This is a genomic window from Caldanaerobius fijiensis DSM 17918, from assembly GCF_900129075.1.
Classification (GTDB): domain Bacteria; phylum Bacillota; class Thermoanaerobacteria; order Thermoanaerobacterales; family Caldanaerobiaceae; genus Caldanaerobius; species Caldanaerobius fijiensis.
The window spans coordinates 54,178-77,512 of the sequence record NZ_FQVH01000003.1 but is presented as its reverse complement, the minus strand read 5'-3'; the positions used below and the strand labels follow the sequence as shown (position 1 = coordinate 77,512).

The 23,335-nt window shown below is 41.4% G+C and carries 23 protein-coding genes; all 23 read right to left on the bottom strand.

The window, feature by feature from the left end:
* Positions 1–181: 181 nt before the first annotated feature.
* A protein-coding gene (prfB, locus tag BUB87_RS02665) for a peptide chain release factor 2 (RefSeq protein WP_200792745.1) occupies positions 182–1,307 on the bottom strand; the annotation gives its coding sequence in 2 pieces (ribosomal slippage) (positions 182–1,237 and positions 1,239–1,307; 1,125 coding nt in all).
* A 43-nt stretch (positions 1,308–1,350) separates the two neighbouring features.
* Complete coding sequence (gene secA / locus BUB87_RS02660; RefSeq protein WP_073341556.1) at positions 1,351–3,873, bottom strand: preprotein translocase subunit SecA; 2,523 nt, start codon at positions 3,871–3,873, stop codon at positions 1,351–1,353.
* A gap of 80 nt (positions 3,874–3,953) precedes the next feature.
* Positions 3,954–4,496 carry a ribosome hibernation-promoting factor, HPF/YfiA family gene (gene hpf, locus BUB87_RS02655; RefSeq protein WP_073341555.1) on the bottom strand — a complete coding sequence of 181 codons (543 nt, stop codon included), beginning with the start codon at positions 4,494–4,496 and terminating at the stop codon, positions 3,954–3,956.
* A gap of 119 nt (positions 4,497–4,615) precedes the next feature.
* Entirely contained in the window at positions 4,616–5,335 is a 720-nt protein-coding gene (locus tag BUB87_RS02650; protein WP_073341638.1) for an amino acid ABC transporter ATP-binding protein, read from the bottom strand.
* A gap of 1 nt (position 5,336) precedes the next feature.
* On the bottom strand, positions 5,337–6,005 hold the full coding sequence (locus BUB87_RS02645; protein WP_073341553.1) for an amino acid ABC transporter permease: 669 nt from the start codon (positions 6,003–6,005) through the stop codon (positions 5,337–5,339).
* Between the two features lie 13 nt (positions 6,006–6,018).
* Entirely contained in the window at positions 6,019–6,888 is an 870-nt protein-coding gene (locus BUB87_RS02640) for a basic amino acid ABC transporter substrate-binding protein (RefSeq protein ID WP_234945934.1), read from the bottom strand.
* Positions 6,889–7,144: 256 nt separating this feature from the next.
* Positions 7,145–7,342 (bottom strand): zinc-ribbon domain-containing protein, encoded by a 198-nt coding sequence (locus tag BUB87_RS02635; RefSeq protein ID WP_073341551.1) that lies wholly within the window; start codon positions 7,340–7,342, stop codon positions 7,145–7,147.
* A gap of 90 nt (positions 7,343–7,432) precedes the next feature.
* Entirely contained in the window at positions 7,433–8,563 is a 1,131-nt protein-coding gene (locus tag BUB87_RS02630; RefSeq protein WP_073341549.1) for a glycosyltransferase family 4 protein, read from the bottom strand.
* Between the two features lie 52 nt (positions 8,564–8,615).
* Positions 8,616–8,954 carry a hypothetical protein gene (locus BUB87_RS02625; RefSeq protein WP_073341548.1) on the bottom strand — a complete coding sequence of 113 codons (339 nt, stop codon included), beginning with the start codon at positions 8,952–8,954 and terminating at the stop codon, positions 8,616–8,618.
* A 2-nt stretch (positions 8,955–8,956) separates the two neighbouring features.
* A complete protein-coding gene (fliS, locus tag BUB87_RS02620; protein ID WP_073341546.1) occupies positions 8,957–9,343 on the bottom strand; it encodes a flagellar export chaperone FliS in 387 nt (128 codons plus the stop codon).
* Complete coding sequence (fliD, locus tag BUB87_RS02615) at positions 9,340–11,001, bottom strand: flagellar filament capping protein FliD (RefSeq protein ID WP_073341637.1); 1,662 nt, start codon at positions 10,999–11,001, stop codon at positions 9,340–9,342. The genes fliS and fliD overlap by 4 nt, the downstream gene beginning before the upstream one ends.
* A 13-nt stretch (positions 11,002–11,014) precedes the next feature.
* Positions 11,015–11,371 carry a flagellar protein FlaG gene (locus BUB87_RS02610; RefSeq protein WP_073341545.1) on the bottom strand — a complete coding sequence of 119 codons (357 nt, stop codon included), beginning with the start codon at positions 11,369–11,371 and terminating at the stop codon, positions 11,015–11,017.
* A 12-nt stretch (positions 11,372–11,383) separates the two neighbouring features.
* The gene (gene flgL, locus BUB87_RS02605; RefSeq protein ID WP_234945936.1) at positions 11,384–12,301 is read right to left on the bottom strand and encodes a flagellar hook-associated protein FlgL; all 918 of its coding nucleotides are present in this window, start codon (positions 12,299–12,301) and stop codon (positions 11,384–11,386) included.
* A gap of 12 nt (positions 12,302–12,313) precedes the next feature.
* Positions 12,314–13,798 carry a flagellar hook-associated protein FlgK gene (gene flgK, locus BUB87_RS02600; protein WP_073341542.1) on the bottom strand — a complete coding sequence of 495 codons (1,485 nt, stop codon included), beginning with the start codon at positions 13,796–13,798 and terminating at the stop codon, positions 12,314–12,316.
* Position 13,799: 1 nt separating this feature from the next.
* Positions 13,800–14,285, bottom strand: a complete 486-nt coding sequence (locus BUB87_RS02595; RefSeq protein WP_073341541.1) for a flagellar protein FlgN — start codon at positions 14,283–14,285, stop codon at positions 13,800–13,802.
* Positions 14,286–14,289: 4 nt separating this feature from the next.
* On the bottom strand, positions 14,290–14,565 hold the full coding sequence (gene flgM, locus BUB87_RS02590) for a flagellar biosynthesis anti-sigma factor FlgM (protein ID WP_073341540.1): 276 nt from the start codon (positions 14,563–14,565) through the stop codon (positions 14,290–14,292).
* 62 nt (positions 14,566–14,627) lie between these two features.
* Positions 14,628–15,041, bottom strand: a complete 414-nt coding sequence (locus tag BUB87_RS02585; protein ID WP_073341539.1) for a TIGR03826 family flagellar region protein — start codon at positions 15,039–15,041, stop codon at positions 14,628–14,630.
* Between the two features lie 15 nt (positions 15,042–15,056).
* Positions 15,057–15,749: a ComF family protein gene (locus tag BUB87_RS02580; protein WP_073341538.1), complete on the bottom strand. Its 693-nt coding sequence runs from the start codon at positions 15,747–15,749 to the stop codon at positions 15,057–15,059.
* Entirely contained in the window at positions 15,746–17,434 is a 1,689-nt protein-coding gene (locus BUB87_RS02575; protein ID WP_084110801.1) for a DEAD/DEAH box helicase family protein, read from the bottom strand. Before BUB87_RS02575 ends, BUB87_RS02580 begins: the two co-directional genes overlap by 4 nt.
* Positions 17,431–19,647: an SF1B family DNA helicase RecD2 gene (gene recD2, locus BUB87_RS02570; RefSeq protein WP_073341634.1), complete on the bottom strand. Its 2,217-nt coding sequence runs from the start codon at positions 19,645–19,647 to the stop codon at positions 17,431–17,433. The genes BUB87_RS02575 and recD2 overlap by 4 nt, the downstream gene beginning before the upstream one ends.
* Before the next feature lie 122 nt (positions 19,648–19,769).
* Complete coding sequence (locus BUB87_RS02565; protein ID WP_073341537.1) at positions 19,770–20,843, bottom strand: aldose 1-epimerase family protein; 1,074 nt, start codon at positions 20,841–20,843, stop codon at positions 19,770–19,772.
* A gap of 35 nt (positions 20,844–20,878) precedes the next feature.
* A complete protein-coding gene (locus BUB87_RS02560; RefSeq protein ID WP_073341536.1) occupies positions 20,879–21,844 on the bottom strand; it encodes a sugar phosphate isomerase/epimerase family protein in 966 nt (321 codons plus the stop codon).
* Between the two features lie 63 nt (positions 21,845–21,907).
* Positions 21,908–23,272 carry a PTS galactitol transporter subunit IIC gene (locus tag BUB87_RS02555; RefSeq protein ID WP_159432352.1) on the bottom strand — a complete coding sequence of 455 codons (1,365 nt, stop codon included), beginning with the start codon at positions 23,270–23,272 and terminating at the stop codon, positions 21,908–21,910.
* Positions 23,273–23,335: the final 63 nt, after the last annotated feature.

The window sequence follows — 23,335 nt, the reverse complement described above, 5'->3', positions numbered from 1 at the left end:
TCACTTTCATATAGCATCTACTTTTTCAAAAATAGTATAACATTTTACAACAATTTCATCAAGCAAAGTAAGGAATTTAACTTCAATCATCTATATAGCATTCAAATTACAAACCAAAGAAGGAACTTAAAAAAGGATTGAACATATGTTCAATCCTTTTTTATTCTTTGTAAAATATTAACTACTCAATCGCTGATATTTTACTGTTTTCTCTTGCCATCTTCTTTAAATACTCGTTTATAAAATCGTCAATTTCACCGTCCATTACTGCCTGGACATTTCCTACCTCATAACCTGTCCTGTGATCCTTGACCATAGAATATGGATGAAATACATACGACCTTATCTGGTTACCCCAACCCATATCCACGTGCTCACCTTTTATTCCGCTGATCTCCTCTTCCCTCTCCCGTTCCTTGAGCTCTAAAAGCCGGGCTTTTAACATCTTCATAGCCGTTTCCCTGTTCTGAAGCTGTGAACGCTCGTTCTGACATTGAACCACTATGCCCGTTGGAATATGGGTAATCCTTACGGCCGACTCTGTTTTATTGACATGCTGTCCACCAGCACCACTGGAACGATAGGTATCAATCTTCAAATCAGCAGGATTTATCTCCACATCAATATCCTCGGTTATTTCTGGCAGCACCTCAACCAGGGCAAAGGAGGTATGCCTTCTTCCTGCGGCATCAAAAGGAGATATTCTCACCAGCCTATGCACACCTTTCTCTGCCTTTAGATAACCATAAGCGTAATCGCCTTTTACCATAAGTGTAGCATTTTTGACCCCTGCTTCATCGCCTTCTAGGTAGTCCAGTATATCCACTTCAAAGCCCCTGCGCTCAGCCCATCGGGTATACATTCTTATGAGCATTTGCGCCCAGTCCTGTGCTTCGGTACCGCCGGCCCCGGCATGAAAAGACATAATAGCATTGTTAGCGTCATATCGACCGTTTAACATCAATTTTATCTTCATATCCGCTACATCTTTTTGAAGCTTTTGATATTCACTCTGTATCTCCGGCTCTAAGGATTCATCTCCTTCCTCATAAGCCAGTTCCAGAAGCACTGTCAGATCATCATAACGCGATCTTATGCTGTCATACTGATCTAACTTATCTTTTAATACCTTTATCTTTTGATTTACTTTGCTCGCTTTTTCTATATCAGACCAAAAATCGGGATCTGCCATGCTCTCTTCCATTTTTTTTAGTTCCTCTCTAGAACCCGCGTAGTCAAAGAGAAACCCCCATTTCATCGATTTCCTCTTTTAAACTCTGAATTTTTGTTTTTAGTTCGTCAAGCACTTAAATCACTCCTTCTGCCTTTTCTCCGATATTTGATTTTCTATCATGCTGTCCTGCCGCAACAGTGCTTATACTTTTTGCCACTGCCACAGGGGCATGGATCATTTCGTCCGATCTTCTTACCCTTTACAATAGGCTTTCTCTTTTCCTCTCCTTCAGAATTTGTCATCAAAACAGGACCTACCACACTTTCACGTTTTGGCACATTTTCCTCCCTGATCTCAATGTGATACAACAATCTGACCGTATCTTCCTGTATGCTATCAATGAGATCAGTAAACATATCATAAGCCTCTTTTTGATATGCCACAATCGGATCGATCTGTCCATAAGCTCTCAGACCTATACCCTCTCTAAGTCTTTCCATATTGTCAATGTGGTCCATCCATTTGGTGTCTACGACGCGCAGGAGCACCACCCGCTCCAGTTCTCGCATCTGTTCATAACCGACTTTTTTCTCCTTTTCATCGTACAACCGCGTGGCTATATCCATTATCTTTTCTTTTAAACTCTCTTTGGTAAGAGTTGGAATTTCATTTTTCTCAAAAGATAGAGCACCTTTTGGCATAAATATATCTTCCAGGCGGGCTTTTAAATCGTCCAGCCTCCACTCTTCTGGATACCTGCTATTAGCAGTATATATATCAATAACTTCATCTACAATTTTTTCCACCATTCCAATGATATAATCCTTGAGATTCTCACCCTCAAGAACTCTTCTTCTCTCCTGATATATCACTTCGCGCTGCTTATTCATCACGTTATCATACTGCAACAGATTTTTTCTTATATCAAAATTTCTAGCTTCTACCCTTTTCTGAGCTGCTTCGATTTGCTTTGTCAAGAACTTATTCTCTATAGGTTGATCCTCTTCAATGCCGAGCTTATCCATCATGCTCATAATGCGTTCCGAACCAAAAAGCCTCATGAGGTCATCTTCCAGCGAGATATAAAACCTTGATGAGCCGGGATCACCCTGTCTACCTGCACGACCCCTCAACTGATTGTCTATTCGCCTGGACTCATGCCTTTCTGTGCCTATGATGTGAAGGCCTCCCAGCTCTTTGACCCCTTCTCCCAGCACGATATCCGTACCACGGCCCGCCATGTTTGTGGCTATCGTCACGGCACCTTTCTGTCCGGCTTTAGCTATGATTTCTGCCTCTTTCTCGTGGTACTTGGCATTTAACACCTCATGCTTTATGCCGCGACGCTTTAACATCTGGCTGAGTTTCTCAGATTTCTCAATGGATACAGTACCCACCAGTACAGGCTGCCCCTTTGAATGCCTCTCTACTATCTCCTCAACCACAGCTCTAAACTTAGCTTCTTCGGTTTTATATATAACGTCGGGGTAATCCACCCTTATCATAGGTTTGTTGGTAGGTATTACCACTACGTCCAGCCCGTAAATATCCCTGAACTCCTGTTCCTCTGTCTTGGCCGTGCCCGTCATACCTGCCAGCTTTTTGTACATTCTGAAATAATTCTGAAATGTTATGGTAGCATATGTCCTGCTTTCACTTTGAATTTTTACATTTTCCTTGGCCTCTATAGCTTGATGAAGGCCATCGCTGTACCTTCTGCCAAACATTAATCTGCCAGTAAACTCATCTACAATTATCACTTCGCCGTCTTTGACCACGTAATCTCTATCTCTCTTCATGAGGGCATGAGCCTTTAACGCTTGAATGATACAGTGATTGATCTCCATATTATCAAGATCAGCTAAATTTTCTACGCCGAAATAAGCTTCTGCCTTTTTTATGCCTACATCTGTTAAACTTACGGTATGCTCTTTCTCATCTGCTTTATAATCTATATCAGGCTTCAGCCCGGAGACAAAGCGGTCGGCTTTTACATATAAATCAGTAGATTTATCCCCCGGACCTGAGATGATAAGTGGAGTCCTGGCTTCATCAATGAGTATACTATCTACCTCATCGACGATAGCATAATTAAATCCCCTCTGTACCATCTCTTCCTTGTATATGACCATATTATCCCTTAGATAATCAAAGCCAAATTCATTGTTTGTGCCATAGGTTATATCGCAGTTATAGGCTTCTCGCCTCTGATCACTATCCATATCGTGGACAATAACGCCCACCGAGAGGCCGAGAAACTCATAAATCTTGCCCATCCAATTTCTATCACGCTTGGCCAGGTAGTCATTCACCGTCACGATATGAACGCCTTTTCCCTCCAGCGCATTGAGGTATGCTGGCAATGTGGCCACCAGCGTCTTACCTTCACCCGTCTTCATCTCGGCTATCCTGCCCTGGTGAAGCACAATACCACCCAGCACCTGAACAGGAAAATGCTTCATACCCAATGTCCTCCACGCGGCTTCCCTTACTACCGCAAAAGCCTCCGGGAGGATATCATCCAATGTCTCCCCGTTATTGAGTCTATCTTTAAACTCCTGCGTCTTAGCCCTTAACTGTTCATCGGTAAGTTTAGACATTTCGTCTTCATATGACAAAACCTTATCCACGATGGGATAAAGCCTTTTAAGCTCTCTCTCATTGTAGCTTCCAAAAATCTTTTCTAATAAATTTAACATTTTGATCACCTTATAGTATTATATAATATTTTACATATACCGTCAAATGCACTAAAAAAGGTCCTTTTAAAAGGACCTTTTTATACTTTTTCTGCTTCTATAAGTCCATAGCTGCCGTCTCTTCGCCTGTACACCACGTTTATATCGTTGCTCTCCTCATTGCAAAAGATATAAAAGTCGTGTCCCAGCAAATTCATCTGCAGTATCGCCTCTTCTACAGACATTGGCTTCATACCAAATTTTTTCTTTCTGACTATCCTAAACTCTTCTTCAGAAACCTCTTTTTCCTCATCTTCTTCGGTCAACTGAAGGTTTTCAGGAACTTTGACGTTAAACCTCTTTTCAAGTTTCGTTTTGTGCTTTCTCCACTGCTTCTTGAGCTTTTCTACTACCTCATCCAGCGTAGAATACATATCTTCTGTCGCAGCTTCAGCTCTAAAAATCACGCCTTTATACGGTATAGTAACTTCTACAATCTGGTCATTTTTAACCACGCTTAAAACCACATTTACATCCGTGTCTTCATTAAAAAATTTATCTAGAATGCGCAGCTTCTTCTCCACAGCATTTTTTAATGCATCTGTAAGCTCGAGATTGTTTTTCCCTGTAATCCTTAGGTTCATAAATGCCACTACTCCCTTCAGCATTAGTATTCTTTACCCTTGTTACTTATATTATTCTACGCAAGCAATGATAATCCTTCTTAATTTTTGAAAATTTTTATGAATTTTTTATAAACTCTTTATAAAACCTTGCTTAAAAACGACCTGGTCCTTTCCTGCCGCGGATTTGTAAAAATTTCCTGTGGCGGTCCTTCTTCGACTACCTGCCCTTCATCTATGAACACAACCCTATGGCAAACTTCTCTTGCGAACCCCATCTCATGAGTAACTACCATCATGGTCATGCCATCATGGGCCAGGTCCTTCATGACGTTAAGCACCTCTTTAACCATCTCAGGATCTAATGCTGAAGTAGGCTCATCAAACAGCATGACATCGGGCTGCATCGCCAAAGCCCTGGCTATTGCAATCCTCTGCTTCTGGCCTCCCGACAACTGCGCTGGGTACGCCTTTACTTTATCCTTAAGGCCAACCCTCTCTAAAAGGTTCATGGCGATGGCCTCGGCCTGAGCTTTATCCATCTTTTTGACCTTTATAGGCGCTATGGTCAAGTTATCCAGGACGGTCATATGTGGAAAAAGATTAAAATGCTGAAATACCATGCCCACCTTTTGTCTTATTCTATTTATATTTTTAACAGGATCCACTTTCTCCCCTTCAATATACACGTTTCCGGCAGTAGGTTCTTCCAGATAGTTGACACATCTCAGCAATGTACTCTTTCCTGATCCGCTGGGCCCTATAATCGCCAAAACCTCACCCTTTTTTATTTCCAGGTTTATACCGTTCAACACCTGCAAATGCCCAAAAGATTTTTTTAAATTCTCTACCTTCACCATACTATCTAACATCACCGGCTTTTAACCTCCTCTCAAACATACCCATCAACTTAGAGAGGAACAGCGTCATAACAAAGTATATCATCGCAATGACAATAAGGGGCTCAAAAGGCCTGTAAGTAACACTTGATATGATCTCCTGTTGTCTCATAAGGTCCGACGCACCTATTACGGAAACTATGGAAGATTCCTTTAGCAGCACGATGAACTCATTCCCTAGTGCCGGAAGTATATTCTTTATAGCTTGGGGCATGATGATATATCGCATGGCCATCCCATGGGGCATTCCTAATGACCTGGCAGCTTCCATCTGCCCCCTATCTACTGCCTCAATTCCAGCCCTTATTATCTCTGCCACATAAGCACCGCTATTTATACCCAGTGCAAAGACAGCCGCATAAAACTTAGGTATATTAAGATTTAACACCTGAGAGATGCCAAAGTATATGATAAAGAGCTGTACAAGGGCAGGAGTACCCCTTATTATCTCTATATACGCTTTTCCAATAAAGCTTATTACCTTTATCCTAGACATCTTCATAAATGCCGCTAAAATGCCTAGAATTACGCCTATTATTACCGCGCCTATGGTAAATTCTATTGTACTTACGGTACCTTTCAAAAATAGAGGCCAGTATTTGAGCATACTGGCAAAATCCAAATTCGTCATATATTACTCTCCTTTACTGCTTAAACCATTTCTCAATAAGTTTGTCATATTCCCCTGAATCTTTCAGCTGTTTTAATATCTTGTTTATTTCGTTTAGAAGAGCTTTGTCACCTTTTCTAACCGCTATAGCGGAACCCTCTTCGCTTTTTATCTCTGGTATTTCCACTATCTTTAAGTCTGGGTTCTCTTTCAGGTATGCCTCTGCAACCGTCTTTTCAACAACAACCCCATCTACTTTTCCTGTTTTTACTTCCATTATCTCGGTTGATACCTTGTCTATAGGAATTACAGTGACGCCTTTTATGCTTCTGGCCGCTTTTTCACTCGTGGTACCTAATTGAGCATCCAACTTCTTGCCTTTTAAATCATCAACGGTCTTGATAGAGTTATTATCCTTTTTAACTACTAATACCTGTTTACCAATATAATAAAGATCTGAAAAATCTACGCTTTTAGCTCTCTCTGGTGTAGGCGTCATACCTGCTACAATCATATCGATTTTACCAGCCTGAAGTGCCGCAATGAGGCCGTCGAACTTCATATCTTCTATATCAAGTTTTACGCCCAATCCATCAGCAACCGCTTGAGCAATATCCACATCAAAGCCGACGATTTTATCCTCACCATTTATAAGTTGATGGCTTTCATATGGTGGAAAATCGGCGCTGGTACCCATCACTATTACACCAGCTTTTTTGATCTTCTCTAAACTATTAGATGTACCTGATGAGCTATTGGATTTAGCAGCAGAACCATTGGTATTGTCGCTGGATTGAGTTGCTTTATTAGAATTTCCCGCGGTCGTATTTTTGCTGGAATTAGCGCAGGAAACCAACGACAGCGTCAATGCAGCGATTAAAAGAAAAGCCATTAACTTCTTCATGTATTTTTCTCCCCTCTTTTTAAATATTAAATCTCTTGAATAATTATACATTGTTAATTATATATTGTCTATTATTTTTTTGCAAGTGAATTTGTTGACAGCTTGTCTGTGGATAATGTGGATAAACCTGTTTATAACTTCTTGTTTGGGCATTCCTCATGTGGAAAAAATGTGGGCAAATAATTTTCTAAATGTACAAAAAAAGAGGCCTTATGACCTCTTTTTTGCGGCTTATAATCCTCTCAAAGCAAGGGGATTATAATTCCATTGAACTTGCTCGGCGCTGCCTGAAACCACCGTTGTTCCTGTGGTTTTGCTTTCTCGCAGTCCTACACGCCTTGCACCTCACCGGAGCATTCTGAAATCCTTTTTCAGCATAAAACTCCTGCTCACCCGCGGTCCAGGTAAACTCCTTCCCGCAATCCTTACATACTAAAACTTTGTCCTGATACATCAAAAAATCCCCTCACTTTGAATTAATGGTTTAAATTACATTGATTATATCATATTATTTACAAAAGCACAAGCACTTACAAAAAATATTTTAATTTTCACCAAGCAATCTCTCAAATATTTTCAAATAGATCTTAGCAGCAAAAATACTGGAATGCCCCTGAAGGGCTGTGGCATAAGCATTTCTTTCTAAATAGTGCCTTAAGCCCTCATCTCTTAATACTCTCATAATTCCATCGGCTATAGCATAAGGATCCCTCTGTTTAACCAAAATGCCATTTATCCCATTCTTTATTATATCTTTTATCCCACCAATGTCCGAAGCGACGACTACTTTGCCGCACATCATCCCTTCAAGAGCAGATATGGGTGTGTCTGCACTCATATTTCCTATAACAACAGATGGTATACAGACCACATCAGCGATGGCGTAAAACATAGGCATTATAGAATGGTTTACAGATCCCAGCATCAAATAATGGCCTGTTAGGCCAAGGCTTTCAGCCATGTTTATAAGATTTTTTCGCTCTTCTCCATCACCTGCTATCACAAGATATGCTTTTACATTCCGGTCCAGCAATATCCTGAAAGCCTCCAAAAGATAATTTATCCCATTTTTTGCTGTAAGCCTTCGAGGACACAATATCACAAACCTATTATCAGGTATACCCAACTTTTTCTTAAACCCCTCATCCCTCTCCATAGGCTTAAAAAGTTCCATATCCACGAAACTTTTTAATACGATTATCTTTTTTATACCTGCAATAGACTTTATGTAATCCCTTATATTTGCATCAACTGCAATTATTGCAGGTGCATTCTGATAGGCGATTCGCTCGCAATACCTGAGGTATTTCTCCTCAGCAGAATTTTCAGCCACAAGTTTTGCAGCCAACGCATCATCGCTCATGTAGCCGTGAACAGTAAGCAGCTGTGGCGCATTCACGTTTAAAAACAGACAAGCAAGAAATGACATTACATCGTGGCAGCTTATTACATCGTACTTAGTAGATCTCAGTTTCAATTCCACCTTATCGGCCAGTGAATGCCTGGCTTTCTCATAAAATTTTATGAGCGAAGTGTCTTGGCATTCAGGATAATCAGGAAAAACCACATCTACACTGTGGCTCAAACGTTCTAGCATGACTTTTAATGCTCTTATGTGAGACGAAACACTGCCTGGAAATGGATACATCCATATCGAAGCGATGAGAATTTTCATAAAAAATACCCCCTTACCTATTAATATGATAGGGGGTATTTTTGTGTACTTTTTACTTTCTTTTATCTACATATGCAGAAAAATCATGACCATGAACAAGATAACCTCTGATGGCATTTTTTCCATACCTTATGTTTGCGATCTTGCTTATTATCTCTTCCTTTAACCGTGCCGCTGCATCTAAATTAGCTTTTTCTAATTCCAGTATCTCACTTAACAATTCTTTACGCCTGCCGTCATCATTCAAAACATAAATACCCTCGTTACAAGCGTTTATGATCTCCTGTTTTTTATTTGTAACATCAACAAGTTTTTGTATATCCTGCTCCTCTAGTGCCCTTTGCTGCTCCAATGTCAATCGGTACCATTCTTCCAAATCTACCTTTTGCATGGCTATCTCGCGCTATCCTTCCTGGCGATTTTCATAGCCTGCTGCCATGTATTTCGAAGGTCTCTTGCAAATTCCAATACCTCATCTATAATATTTACGTCTTTTTTTATATTGGCCTCTATAGTTTTGCGAATCATAAAGTCGTATATACTGGCTAAATTAGAGGCTATATCATAGCTTCTGTCCAGTGTAGCATTGAGCTCATTTAATATATCCTGTACCCTTATCAATTTCTCATGGGCTGTCTGCATATCCCGCGATAATATAGCCTCTTTCGCTTGATTTAAAAACCGTATAATTCCATCGTAAAGCATCAATGTAAGCTCTTCAGGCGAAGCGGTCATCACCGCATCAGTCCTGTATTGCTGGTACGGATTGTTAATCATCATTTACCACCTCCTAACTGCTGGGCAAGCCATGCACTTTGAGCATTCATCTGCTGCATAGCAGTTTCAAGCCGCGTAAACTGCTCATAATACCTATTTTCCATCTCTGTCAGGCGTGCCTGCATGTCGGATATCTGCTGATTGTATTGCTGTATCTGCTGAGATATGTAGCTGTTATCATAAAGCATATCACTGGTCCCTGCTTTGTCTTTAAGCTGTTTTATAGCAGAATCCAGATAGTCCTTGAGCTGTACGGCCAACCCACCTTGAGATTTTTGCGATTGGATTATTTTGCCGCTGGAATCTGTGGGAAATGGATTTGTAAAAAGCTTTATAACGGCATCCAGGTTGTTATTAATAGCATCTTTCAACTTAGCCTCATCTATGATGATCTTGCCCGTTTTATCAATCCAATAACTGGATGTACTTAGACCTATCTGGTACATAGTTCTATACGTAAATGAAGAATCACCTACAGTAGCAGACATTATTTTCCTCATATTTGCCATTATGCTGCCAAGCATATCATCGCCCTTTAGCAATCCGCTTTTTGCCTTCTCCGTCCACTGTTGCTGCTGGGTATCCGTAAGCTGCTGCTTCTGGTCATCTGTCAGCGGAAGATAATCGGGATACCTGGGCTCTGTATACTTCTTATAAATTGTATCTATTGTGTTGTTGTATTTATCTATAAAGTCTTTTATGGATTGATATATGGCATCGGTGTCCTTCTTTATGGTAACATCGGCACTACCTAATGCAAGGAGGTTATATGTAGTACCGTTTATCGTGACGGTATTAGTATGGGAAGTAAGGTTGGAAACAGTCAAATTTATTTGCTTGTTAGTATAGCTATAAGAAGCATCACTTCCAGACGCCGAAATCGTAGTGCTGCCATTGGATGATAGCTTTAAAGTACCACTCATAAATGTCGTTGAATTATTATCTGTTACTTCAATCTTTGCATTACCACCCATACCAGTAGTGGTGAGCACAAATCTCTTTAGCACAGCATCAAAAGAAGCCTTTACACCAAGGCTATTACCACTAGCATCTTTGGCGCTATTTATCTTGTTTATAATATCATTTAAAGTCATACTTGTATCTACTTTATAAGAACCATTAGTATCTGTACCTGTTGAACTAAATGTTGCTAAATACTTAATTTGAGCTCCACTGCTGTCTTTTATGGGATTCCCATTGGCATCTACCTGATATACAGTTATAGTAAAATCTACTGAAGTAATACCTTGTTCAGATAACTTTTTTGTCGGGTCTATCGTAACATCTGACGTGCTCACCAGACTTGCAGGTTTAGCCAAATTATTTACTGTAATAGTATAACTACCTTCCACAGCCGATGCCCCTGGTGTTGCTGAAACTGCACCCGCATTGCCGTTAGTGCTTCCAGGTGTCGCCGTTACATCAGCTTTATACTTCAAATAAGTCCCCTGAAGCGTCATATTGAAGGTCAGGTCCCTCAATGCGCTTATGGCAGTATTTATACTCCTGTAGTCATCTCTCTGCCACTCCAGTATCTGTTTTTTCTGTTCCAGCTTGTCCAAAGGTATGCGCTGAACCTGCATCAGCTGCTTTACTATGGAATCTATATCAAGACCTGTTGCAAGGCCAGTTATCCTGAGCGTGTTTATAGGGCTTATCACGTTATCATCCCCTTTATACCTTTTTGTCCACAAATAATCCCGCTAATTCCCACAGACTTGCTATCATATCCAGATACTTCTCTGGTGGATATTCTTTCACTACCTCGTTGGTCTCGCTATTGATAAACCTTATAACTATATCTTTGGTCTTTTCATGAACAGAAAGTTCTAATCTTATATTGAGATCCTTAATCTTTTTATTGGCATCCTCAACCGCTTTAATTAACGCACTCTTTTTGACTTCATCAACATCCTTCTCAGAACTGTTTTGCAAGTCGCTACCTTCTTTTTTAAGGCGTACTTCCCTATCCGTCTCTCCCTTGACCGGCTTTATAGCAGGAACATTGTTTACGGCTGGTATTACATTCACCCATAATACCTCCTATCTTATAAATTCTACCAGTGTCGGCATTATTATCTTTGAACCCAGCATAAGAGATGCTATATACACGTTTTGATCGTTGGCTAGCTTCATAGATATTTCAGCAATATCCACATCCTGAGTTTTTGACAAAAGATCGGTATAATTCAGGTTGTCGTCCTGCAATCTATCCAATATAAGCTGCATCCTGTTTTGCCGCGCACCTATGTCAGCTCTTACAGCCAGAACATTATTCAAATGATCGTCGATTTTGCCCAGCATTGAAGATACCGCCTGAGTATCACCCTTGTTGAGGGCATCTATCAAATTATCTAAATCAGTAAAAATATCATTTTTGCCGTTAGCACTGTCCCTGGTCCCAAACACCTGATATGCCTCTACATTGACAGGTATGCTTATGCCCTGTCCAACCTCAAATTCAATCTCCTGGGGCGTCACGCCGCCGTTAATCCCTCTGTACGTAATTGTGCCATCAGACGGCTGCACTGTCAAAGGCGGATTTTGGGTATTGTATCCCCCAAATATATACCTTCCTGCATATGTGGTATTGCCTATTTTGACCATGTCATCTCTTATCTGCTGTATCTCCTGCGCTATACTAAAAGAGTCCTCTTTGCTCAACGTTCCATTAGAACCCTGTACAGCCAGCTCCCTCACCCTCTGCAAATCCTTTGTCAGCTGATTTAAAGCCGTATCAGTAAGGTCCAGCCATGACACGCCATCCTGTGCATTTTTAGTATATTGTTGGTTGTCGTGAAGTATACTCTTTAAAATTAGCGCCCTGGAAACAGCTATGGGATCATCCGAAGGAGCCTTGAACTTAACTCCAGAAGACATCTGTTTCTGTGTCTGCATCATGCGGTTTAAATTGTTGTTCAAATCCATTAGCATATTGTCTATCATCATGTTATTTGTCACTCTCAACTGCTATCACCTCCCGACAACACCGGTGTTGTTTATAAGTACATCCAGCATCTGATCAATAGCCGTAATCATCCTGGCAGCTGCTTCGTAAGAATGCTGGAACCTGATCATATTGGTCATCTCTTCGTCCAGGGATACCCCCGATACCTGCTTCCTTAACATATCCACCTGTTTGGTAAGCGCCGCCTGGTTTTCCGCCATTCTCTTAGCTTGCTGGCTGTCCACCCCAAGACCTGATATGAGTGAATTTATATAATCATCTAATGTGCCTTTATTCTGGTCATCCAGGTTGAAGACCGTTGGATCATGCCTTAAATTTATGAGGTCTATTACATTCCTGTTATCCCCTGTGTCTACTGGCAAATTGGGACCATCTTTCTTCGCCGCCGCTATCTTGTTAAGCCCATTGGAAGCATTCAGAATATCGTCAGATACAGCAAACACCTTGGCATAGCCCCTATGGGATGTGTCGGTATATAAAGTTGCATCGATCTTAAAGAAATCCACACCCGATGATCCATCCAGCCCATATCCATTTGTATGTATCTCGTTAAATTTCGTTGCAAAGGTATAAGCAAATTCATCTAACTTATTCTTGTAATAAGGGATGCCCTGTTTATCATCATAGGCCATATCGTACATGCCTTTCAATGTACCGCTCTCCACATCAACGCCCTGGCCGTCCACAGACCACTTGAATACCTCACCGAGGCTGGTGCCATCCGGTTTGTAAAATATCTCATATGAACTAATATGGTCTACCAGCGGCCTTCCTCCTATATCTACCCTGTAATGACCACCAGCAGTCTCATAAGCTTTTATATTGACGAGCTTTGACAGCTGGTCAACTATATAATCCCGCTTGTCCCTTAAGTCATTGGCTCTATCTCCCATTTGCTCAAATTTATAGATCTGTTCGTTTAACTCTCTGATCTGTTTAGCATAAGTGTTTATCTGATCCACCGTAGACTGGATCTGGCTCTTAAGCTGATTTTGTTGATCTTCCAGCTGGCTATACATGTGGTTTATAGTATCTGTAAGTGCCACAGCCCTTTGCCTTACCAGAGCCCTAGCATCGAGACTTTCAGGGTTCTTGCTCAGCTCTTGCAATGAATCGAAAAACTGCCCTATCACAGTCTTTATACCCGTATCGCTGGGTTCATTAAATATGTACTCCACCGCTGAAAGTACATCGCTTCTGGCCTGCCACTCCCCTTGAGCTTTATTCTCGTTTCTGTACTGGACGTCCAGAAACATGTCCCTAACCCTGGTTATATCCTGAATGCTGACACCTGCTCCAATCTGCCCAGAACCGTAAGCCGTATTTATATTAAAATACGCCTGCGGAGCATTGGCTTCCAGCACTACCTGTTGTCTCGAATATCCGGGTGTATTGGCGTTTGCCACATTATGACCTGTCACGTCCAATGCTTTTTGACTTGCAAAAAGCCCTGTCTTTGCAATTTCAAACCCATAAAAGAGTGAACTCATATCACACCTTCCTATCAAATAAACTTATCGCGTTTTCACTTGAATGTTCTCTTTTATATATGCCATTATCCTGGATCATTGCTGATTTAATGGCATTGATAGATCTGTCTATATATTCCAATGCCTGCTTTACTAACTTTCCATTGAGGCTATTTTGCTGGCTTACATCATTTATCACATCTTTAAGCCTCGCCTGAAGCTCTAAAAGTTCACCGCCCCGAATTCCTATAGACGCTATCTTTGTCAACGATACATCACCATTTAAATTGCCCTTCTGGCAAATCTCAAAAACAATATCGTTCCTCGCCCTTTCCAGTTCACCCAGCGAAGTTATAATGGCATCTTCCCGTCTGAGTATTTCTTGCAATTTTTCCATATCACCTGCTACTATAACAGCCGTCTGCTTTTTTTGTAATTCATAAAGTTCTTTATAAGTAGACAGTATCACTGAGAGAATTCTTATCAGCTCATCAATCAGTTTTTCCATGGTATCATGCCTTCCTATCGATTATATTGCCTGCTATCTGCTTAGCATCTATTACATATTTCCCGGCATTTATTGACTGCTTTAGTTTTTCTACCACATCACATCTTACATCAGGTAACTCTTTCATCCTTGCCACGGCTTTGTGAATGAGCTGACCCTCTTCAGATATGATTATGCTGTCTTTCTGTTCTTCCGCATTCCTGGCTATAGCTTTATCCTTTTTTACCTGAGCGTTATAACTTGCTAACACCCTCTGGGTGCTGTAATTTTCTATCCTCACCTATACCACCTCATTTTCTATACCTATATAGCATATCGTCATTTAAACAAATTTGTTTAGTGTCAATCGGAATTTCTCCTGTTTTTTATCCTATCTTCTATATAAAGCCTCTCATTATCCTTTGTGCTTTTCAAACGAGTTTCTAAACCTTTTCTCAAACCCTTGCTTATTTCAGCTATGCATGTCTCACAATATCTCCCCGTTCGTATGGGTTTTCCGCAGCGTTCGCATCTTAATAAAATGCTATCTTGCTCTGACGTAAGTTCTAATCTACCTTCCTTTAAATACCGCAATACCTTATCGGGCGATACTTGTGTAGCTTCCGATACTTCCATCACTGACGCCCCAGGATTTTCATATAGATAATCCTTTACCTTTGCAAAATCCTCCTCATCTAACTTCTGGCATTCCGGACAATAAGGACTTCCCCTATACAAAAACAGCTTCCCACACCTTGCACAATTCCTGAGTTCCATAGCAAAACACCTCCACTACGTATTTCTACCTGTCGCCAGGGTTAAAACGTAAACCTTATGTGCTCCTCCTGCTTTTAAAATAGAAGAAGCAGCATCAGCCGTAGCACCTGTCGTCAAAATATCGTCAATTAAAAGTACATTATCACAACAAATTTTTTCTCCACCTTTTATACAAAATGCTCCTTTCATGTTGTCAAACCTTTCAAGCTTATCTAATTTAGCTTGAACACTGGTGTGTTTTATCCTGACAAGATCCTCTCTCAAAGGCAACCTTGAAATCCTGCTTACTACTCTCGCCAGCAGATATGCCTGATTATATCCCCTCTGCGCAAGTCTCTCGGGATGCATTGGCACAGGAATTATCACATCTACATCAGGATTCCACGATTTAAGCACGTCCACCATCATTTTCCCAAAGGGTTCAGCCATGTCCAGTTTACCCTTGTATTTAAATAGATACACCATGTCGTGAAGACGCTCGTTATAAACCAACGCGCTGCGGGCTTTATCAAAGCTCCTCCCGCCGATGCAATCAGGGCACACGTCTCCCTCATAGTTGTCACCAAGAGGTTTCCCACAAACCATGCAAATCCTGTCTTTTATAAATTCCATTTCCTCAAGGCAGCTTTTGCAAAGGCCATATTTAAAAACCTTGTTGCCACATAATGGGCATCTTCTAACAGGGTAGATTATATCCATAAAGTTCATATCACGTACCCCTTTTTTATAGCCACTCTATTCATATGCTCAATCATCTCTATAGCTGTGCTCATTTCCTCGGTAATAGTCCTGGAAACAAACAACACATCCCCTGTACTACAGCTTTCAGTTCTGCCAACCCTACCTGCCATCTGCACAAGAGTTCTTTCATCAAACACATTATTATAATCGGCAAATAAGACAATAACCTGCACCCCTTCTACTGTAATGCCCCTTTCCATGACAGTAGTGGCCACAATCACAGGTAGCTGCCCGTTGTAGAATCTTTTGCGCTTTACATCCCTTTTTGGGTCTTTTGAATAGACATAATCAGCATCAATTCCCATATTTTTGATAATCTCTGCAATTTTTATAGACAAGTTAACAGTGGGAACAAATACAATCACCCTTTTATTTAATTTTACACACTTTTCTAAGAAACTACAAATACTTTTGGGCAATGCCGACATATTTTCATCAATATTAGCCTTTAAAATGGTGGGTACAGGCAATGGGTGCCCATGATGTCTCGCGGGTATTAAAATGCCCTTTATTTTACCTCTTTTATACGCTCTATATAATCCTACGGGAGGTGTAGCCGTCATATATAAAAGCTTCCCGTCTCTCTTCATAGAGCGCCTTACAGCCATCTCCAGCATATCGTTTCCATCATAGGGAAATGCGTCCACCTCATCCAATATCACCAGATCAAACTCCTCGTAATACCTCATCACCTGATGAGTAGTCGCTATAGTAAAATCTGACGAAGTCTTTTCGCTGCCTCCATATAAAACCGCAATCTTTTCGTCAGGAAAAGCCTTTTTAAATCTCTGTGAAAGCTCTATAACCACGTCTCTCCTTGGAACCGCGTATAAGACCTTATTACCCCATGATAGCGCTTCCCTTATGCCGTCAAAGGTGACCTCTGTCTTGCCAGCTCCACATGCAGCCCATACTAAAGCTTCTCTATCTGTTCCCTCTATGAACCTTCGCACTTCCTCAGAAGCGCTTATCTGAGCAGGTGTCAACCTTACAGGCATATCAAGTTTTACCTCACGATAAACGCCGCTGCCGTTTCTCCCAGGACACAGGATATAAGGCTGACAAAAAAGGGTTCTACCCATTATCAGGCACTCTTCACAATACACGCATTCATTTCCACATCTCTGGCACGAATACTTAAACACTTCATGAGATCCACAGCGCTGACACGTATACCCATCTGAACACATCCTTATAGAGGGTATTATATCCAGCTCTCCCTTGAGATGAAGCACCTGCAGATTATCGCAAAGGGTTTTTTCATCGTAGGGCAAACGGGATTTAATCTCATCTAAAAGCAATGCTTTTCCTTTAACAACACCCAAAATCTCACCTTGAATACCTTCATCAATCCAGTATCCGCTGCCACTTACATCAATACAGGATATCTTAAGCTCTTCAACGCGTCTTTTTATTCTCATAGCCCTGTCGCGAACTTCTTGTCTTACAGCCTTCTTTAAAAAACGCAACACAAAGCCTGGTTTGCTGCAAATTTCACGCAGCAAATAATCAGCATAGCCTATAGGCATGTAAGGTGAGATCCGCTCAACGGTAAATTTACCGGAATAAAAAGCTTCGTCCACGCGAATATCGTGGGTATATCTGTACTCAACAGTATCGCCATCATACGCGGCATAAATAGCATACTTCACCTTCTCTCCACCACCAAAATGCCTTTTTTAAGCCTATGACAAAGACCTGAATACCGGGATGCGATCATATCGTTATCCACCATTTCCTTTATATACCTTTCCTGTCCCACAAGTACCACCAGCTTTTTGGCCCTGGTCACAGCTGTGTAGAGAAGGTTTCTCGTCAAAAGGACCTTTGGCCCCCATGTAACAGGTATGATGACGGCAGGAAATTCGCTGCCCTGGCTTTTGTGGATGGTAATAGCATATGCCAGCATCAAATCCTCTAACATATAAAAGTCAAAGTGCACCCTGCGCTCATCGTCAAAAATCACAGTAAGATATTGCCCATCTAAATCTATCTGCTCAACATAACCTATATCTCCGTTGTACACACCTGTACCTTTTTCTCCATTGGGTTTTTCCCATTCTATATCGTAGTTATTTCTTATCTGCATGACTTTATCCCCAACAGCGAAATCCATATCCTTTCGATACCTGCTATTAGGATTTAAAGCTTTTTGAAGCTGCGCATTCAGATTAAAAACACTTACAACGCCTTTTTTCATAGGACACAGTACCTGTATATCCTTTAAAGGGTCAAATCCATAGGCCCTGGGCAACCTATTTTTCACTAAATCTATTATCTCGTCAAGTACTTCCTGTTGCGTAGACCTCTTTATAAAGAAAAAGTCGTTATCTCTATCATTAAAAATAGGCATATAGCCGCGATTTATCCTGTGAGCATTTACTACAATAAGGCTCTGCTGGGCCTGGCGAAAAATTTCTTCAAGCCTTATAACAGGTATAATACCACAGTTTATCATATCCCTTAATACATCGCCAGCGCCCACCGATGGCAGCTGATCTGCATCTCCTACAAGTATCAATCTGGTCCCAGGTTTAACCGCTTTTAAAAGGTTATTCATAAGGAGTATGTCGACCATGGACATTTCATCGATTATTATCACGTCAAAATCCAGTTGATCGCTCTCATTTTTATGAAAAAAACCTCCTGAGATGATATCATCCTCGTCATCATCTTTTTTACCATATTCAAGCAGCCTGTGAATGGTTTTTGCCTCTTTCCCTGTGGCTTCGGTCATGCGTTTAGCAGCTCTACCTGTAGGAGCTGCTAAAGCCACCTTTTTGTTAAATCCCTCGTATATTCGTATTATATAATTGATGATTGTGGTTTTACCTGTACCAGGCCCTCCCGTTATAATCAAGACACCGTTTTTAAATGACTGGATAACCGCTTCCTTCTGCTGATTTGAGAGATGTATACCTGTCTCTGAAGCCACTTTATCCAATGTTTTGCCAAAATCTACGGGCAATTCCTCGACCTCGGTCACGGCCATTTCAAAAAGCTTTTTGCTGACATTGACTTCTGCCTGATAAAAAGGTGCATAGTAAATAACCGCCTTGCCGTCTATAGTATCAAAGGTCACCTGTCCTTGTCTGAATAGATCTGTCAGCGCTTCGCCTAAGCGCTCTTCGGTTACGGGAATATACTGGTTGACCAGCTCGCGTAGCACATCCTCAGGCAAATACGTATGACCGTTTACACATGACTGCATGAGGACATACCGGGCACAGGATGCCACCCTGTTGACATCATCCTGTGCGATACCCAGGCTGAGCCCTATCCGGTCTACCCTGGTAAAACCCAGCCCTGGTATATCTATACACAATCGATACGGATTTTGCTTTATTATATTTAAGCTGTCCTGGCCATAGGTCTTGTATATCTTAACCGCAAAATTCGGGCTTATATCGTATTGATACAGGAATTCGTAAAGCCTCATGATCTCCCTTTGTTCAGTTAAAGCCCTGGATATATCCTTAATCCTGGATTCGCCTATACCCTTTATCTCCAACAGTTTTTCGGGGTGCTCTGTTATGATATCAATAGTATCCTCTTTGAATTTTTCCACAATTTTTTCTGCCAATGATTTACCTATTCCTGGTATAAGCCCTGAAGATAGATATCTAATAAGACCGGATCTGGTCTTGGATACCGCTGTTTTATACCTGTACACCCTTAGCTGTTGCCCATAATCGGGATGAACAGTCCATTCGCCTTCTACTGTTATCTCTGAACCCTCACTTATCATGGGCATAGTCCCAACACATACCACTTCACCATCTTCGCACGAAAGTTCCAGGACGGTGTAACCATTAGATTTATTGTGAAAGATCACCTCATTTACCAAGCCATTCAACTCAACCATTTTTATCACCCGTCTGTTTTCTCCAATGACATTATACCATTTACTTTATAACTAATACAATCAAATAAAATCAGATAAATTAAAAAGAAGGCCTTCATAGCCTTCTTTTTTTTTGGTACACTTTATTTCATCAAGCTTTTGACGCGGTGTTTAAAGTCCTCTATGGCATCTGGCCCCTCGATTACACCAAATTCTATGTCTACTACGTACTCTTCCTGGGGTTTCAAGACCTTCAAATGTCCATTATTATGTGCAGCTAATCGCCCCTCAGGTATATTTACTCCCGGCTCCAGACCCAACGTATAATCCTGCTCGCCCATCATTTTCCATTGAGTAAAGCACGGCAGCTGGTTCTTATTTATGCGAAAATAAACGCCCATGGATAGCTTCTCATTTATGACGCCATATAATGTATTTCCATCAGCATCGGATGCCAGATCGTGAAAAAACACCTGTTCTCTATAACCATGGGTAGGATCCTGCATCCTTTCCCAATCATCTATCCCTTTTTTTGCCTCTTCATCCCTCGCCACCACATTCCTGGAAGGAACTATAAATAGCGAATGTCTGCTTACCACCGGATATCCCAGGTTCATGTGGTATAAAAGCATAAAAGGTGTGTCATCAAAGCCTTCATTTGTTATGACGTCGTGGATTTTAATGACGCTTTGCCCTAGGCGGGACACTATGGTCCGCTTCAGCGTTAAATTTTCTCCAAAAAGCCTTGATTCTTTCACAGTGCCCTGCATCATCAGCTCATATTCATCCCCAACCCAGGAGCACTGATACCCCACCTGATATGCCGGCGTATTGGAAATACGACCATGCATCCTGTGCATCTCCCCATCCACTTCACACTGGGGACCCGCATTCATAAGCCCACAAGTGGTCAAAAGGCCACCAAAGAAGTTTCTAAGAAATCCCGTGCTCTCTGATGCATAATATTGAGATGAGACTATACCAGTCTTACTAATAAAACTTAAAGGCACTCCCTTGTAGCTTGCATCTGCTATATCCATACCCCTGTTGGGGAGTACCGTATAAACAAGGCCGCTTCCGGTTTTGACATCAAAGATATCTGTTCCTGTGGCTCGACCCTCAGATATGATGCAGCGCCTTATGTCAGCTATTTGGGACATGTCGCCAAAGTACTTTTTCAATTCTTGCGCGCTGAGCTCTTCTCCAAAAATTTTCATCAATACACCCCCTTTAATAAGGAAAAACTGGGCTGTTAAGCCCAGTACATGCCGCCTTTTGCCTCAAAAGGTATGACCTCTTTTAAGAACGCCACTGCTTTCTTGAAACCTTCTTCAGAAGTAAACAGGCTGTCTTCGTGTTCTATGCTCAATACATCGTCATACCCTACCATTCTCAGATTGCTTACGATATCCTTCCAGACCTGATAATCATGGCCATAGCCTACAGATCTGAATATCCACGCCCTATTTATTTCATCGCTATAGTGTTTTGTATCGAGAACGCCAATCCTAGCTGTGTTGATAGGATCTATCTTGGTGTCTTTTGCGTGGAAGAAATAGATAGCATCGCCCAGATACCTGATAGCTGCCACAGGATCTATGCCCTGCCAGAAGAGATGGCTGGGATCAAAGTTGGCACCGATAGTCGGTCCCACAGCCTTTCTTAATTTGAGCAGCGTTTCAGGGTTGTATACGCAAAATCCAGGGTGCATCTCCAGTGCAATCCTCTTAACACCGTGCTCATTGGCAAATTTGACCGCCTCTTGCCAGTACGGAATCAATACCTCATTCCACTGATAATCCAATACCTTCAGAAAATCTTCCGGCCATGGACATGTGACCCAGTTGGGATACTGAGAAGTAGGTGAATCTCCAGGGCAACCCGAGAACGTAATGACCCTGTCAACTCCCAGTTTTTCTGCCAGAAGCACCGTATTTCTGAAATCTTCATCGAATTTTTTAGCAATCTCTTTGTTGGGGTGCACCGGATTGCCATGGGTGCTCAATGCGCTTATCTCTACCCCTCTGTCATCAAAAGCCTTTTTAAATTTCTTTATGCTCTCTGGATCTTTGAGCAATTCTGCGGGATTGCAATGAGCCTTGCCGGGGTATCCGCCCGCTCCAACTTCTACCACATTCACGCCCAACTCCACGATGTGGTCCAGGGCATCTTCCAGCTTCCTATCCTGAAATAAAACCATAAACACACCTAACTTCATAGAAATCCCCTTTCTGTATGTATCATAACAAATCTATTATATTTATGACCTTATATTTTTATTCTACACAGAATCAGAAATTCCTCCTTTATTTTCACTATTCTTAAATCTCTTATACGCATACCACGATGCATAAAGCAGGAGCGCCAATAAGGGTAACGATGCGTATGCCAATACATTCCCTTTAAACACCTCAAAAATCCAGTATCGCAGCGGATTGCCTCCATCTGTAAAACTGCTCATAAGGCCACTATAACCTTTCTGCCCTGCAACCTTGTAGAGATGCATAAGGCTTGTAAAAAAAGCAGCCATTCTCGATGAAATGACAAGATCTATGATGACAATAGGTATGCCAATGATCAACGCCCTAATCACATTGCTGTTAGTAGCCAGAATCACCATGGATATTGTAGTCATAAGATTGGTTAAATCTGCCAGTGGTATTATCCTGTTACCCGGTATAACAAAAGCCAGCGCAATGGATAAGGGCATGAGCAACAATCCTGTCACAAGAACAGATGTATTCCCCAAAAGAAGGGCAGGATCCACGCTCAAATACAACTTATCCCTGCCTGGAAACCTCCTCTCCATAAATCGCTTTATGCCCTCAGATATGGGAGTAAGCCCTCTCACAAGTATTTCCGCCATAGCAGGCAAAAGCACCATAACTGCTGCCAGACTCACTCCCAACTGAAGAATACCTTTTACATCGTATCCAGCCAAAATACCCAAAAAATCGCCTATGACAAAGCCTATGATCACAGGTTCACCCAATACCCCAAATCGCTTTTTAATTGTATCAGGATTAGCATGGAGATCTCTGATATATGGTATCCTTTCGATTACGGCATTTCCTATAACGCCAATCGGGAAAAACGTGATGGCAGATACCGTAGGCACTGATATTCCTTTAAATCCAAAACGTTTTTCAATAAAAGGCGCCGTCCAATCTGCCAGCTTTAGCGTTATTATTGCAATGACAGCGGTAGCAAGCACAGCCATGTAAAAATTACCTGTGGCCTTTTTCACCATAACACCTAATAACACGAAATGCCAGTAGTTCCATATGTCTACGTCTATAGTCCTGGTCATATTCATCGAAATCATGATCGCATTGATTAAAAGCACCATAGGTATGGCAACCACACCTATATCAGAAGCCCACGCCATAGCAGCCAGAGAAGGCCAACCTACATCCAGCACCGGATAATTCAATCCCGTGTGACTTATAAGGCTGCCTATGGCAGGTCCCACATTAGATACAAGGAAATCTATTACAATAAAGATACCCGCAAGCCCTACGCCCAGGGTAAGAGATGACATCAAAGCCTGACCCGGTTTTATAGATATCATCAATGCGATGATAAATATGACAATAGGAAGCATTACGTATGCCTTAAAGCTGAGTATATATGACAGTGCGGCCATCCAAAATCCTCCCTCAACCATGTCTTCTAGCTCTCATTTTATCATATTAGTATCTATATTGCT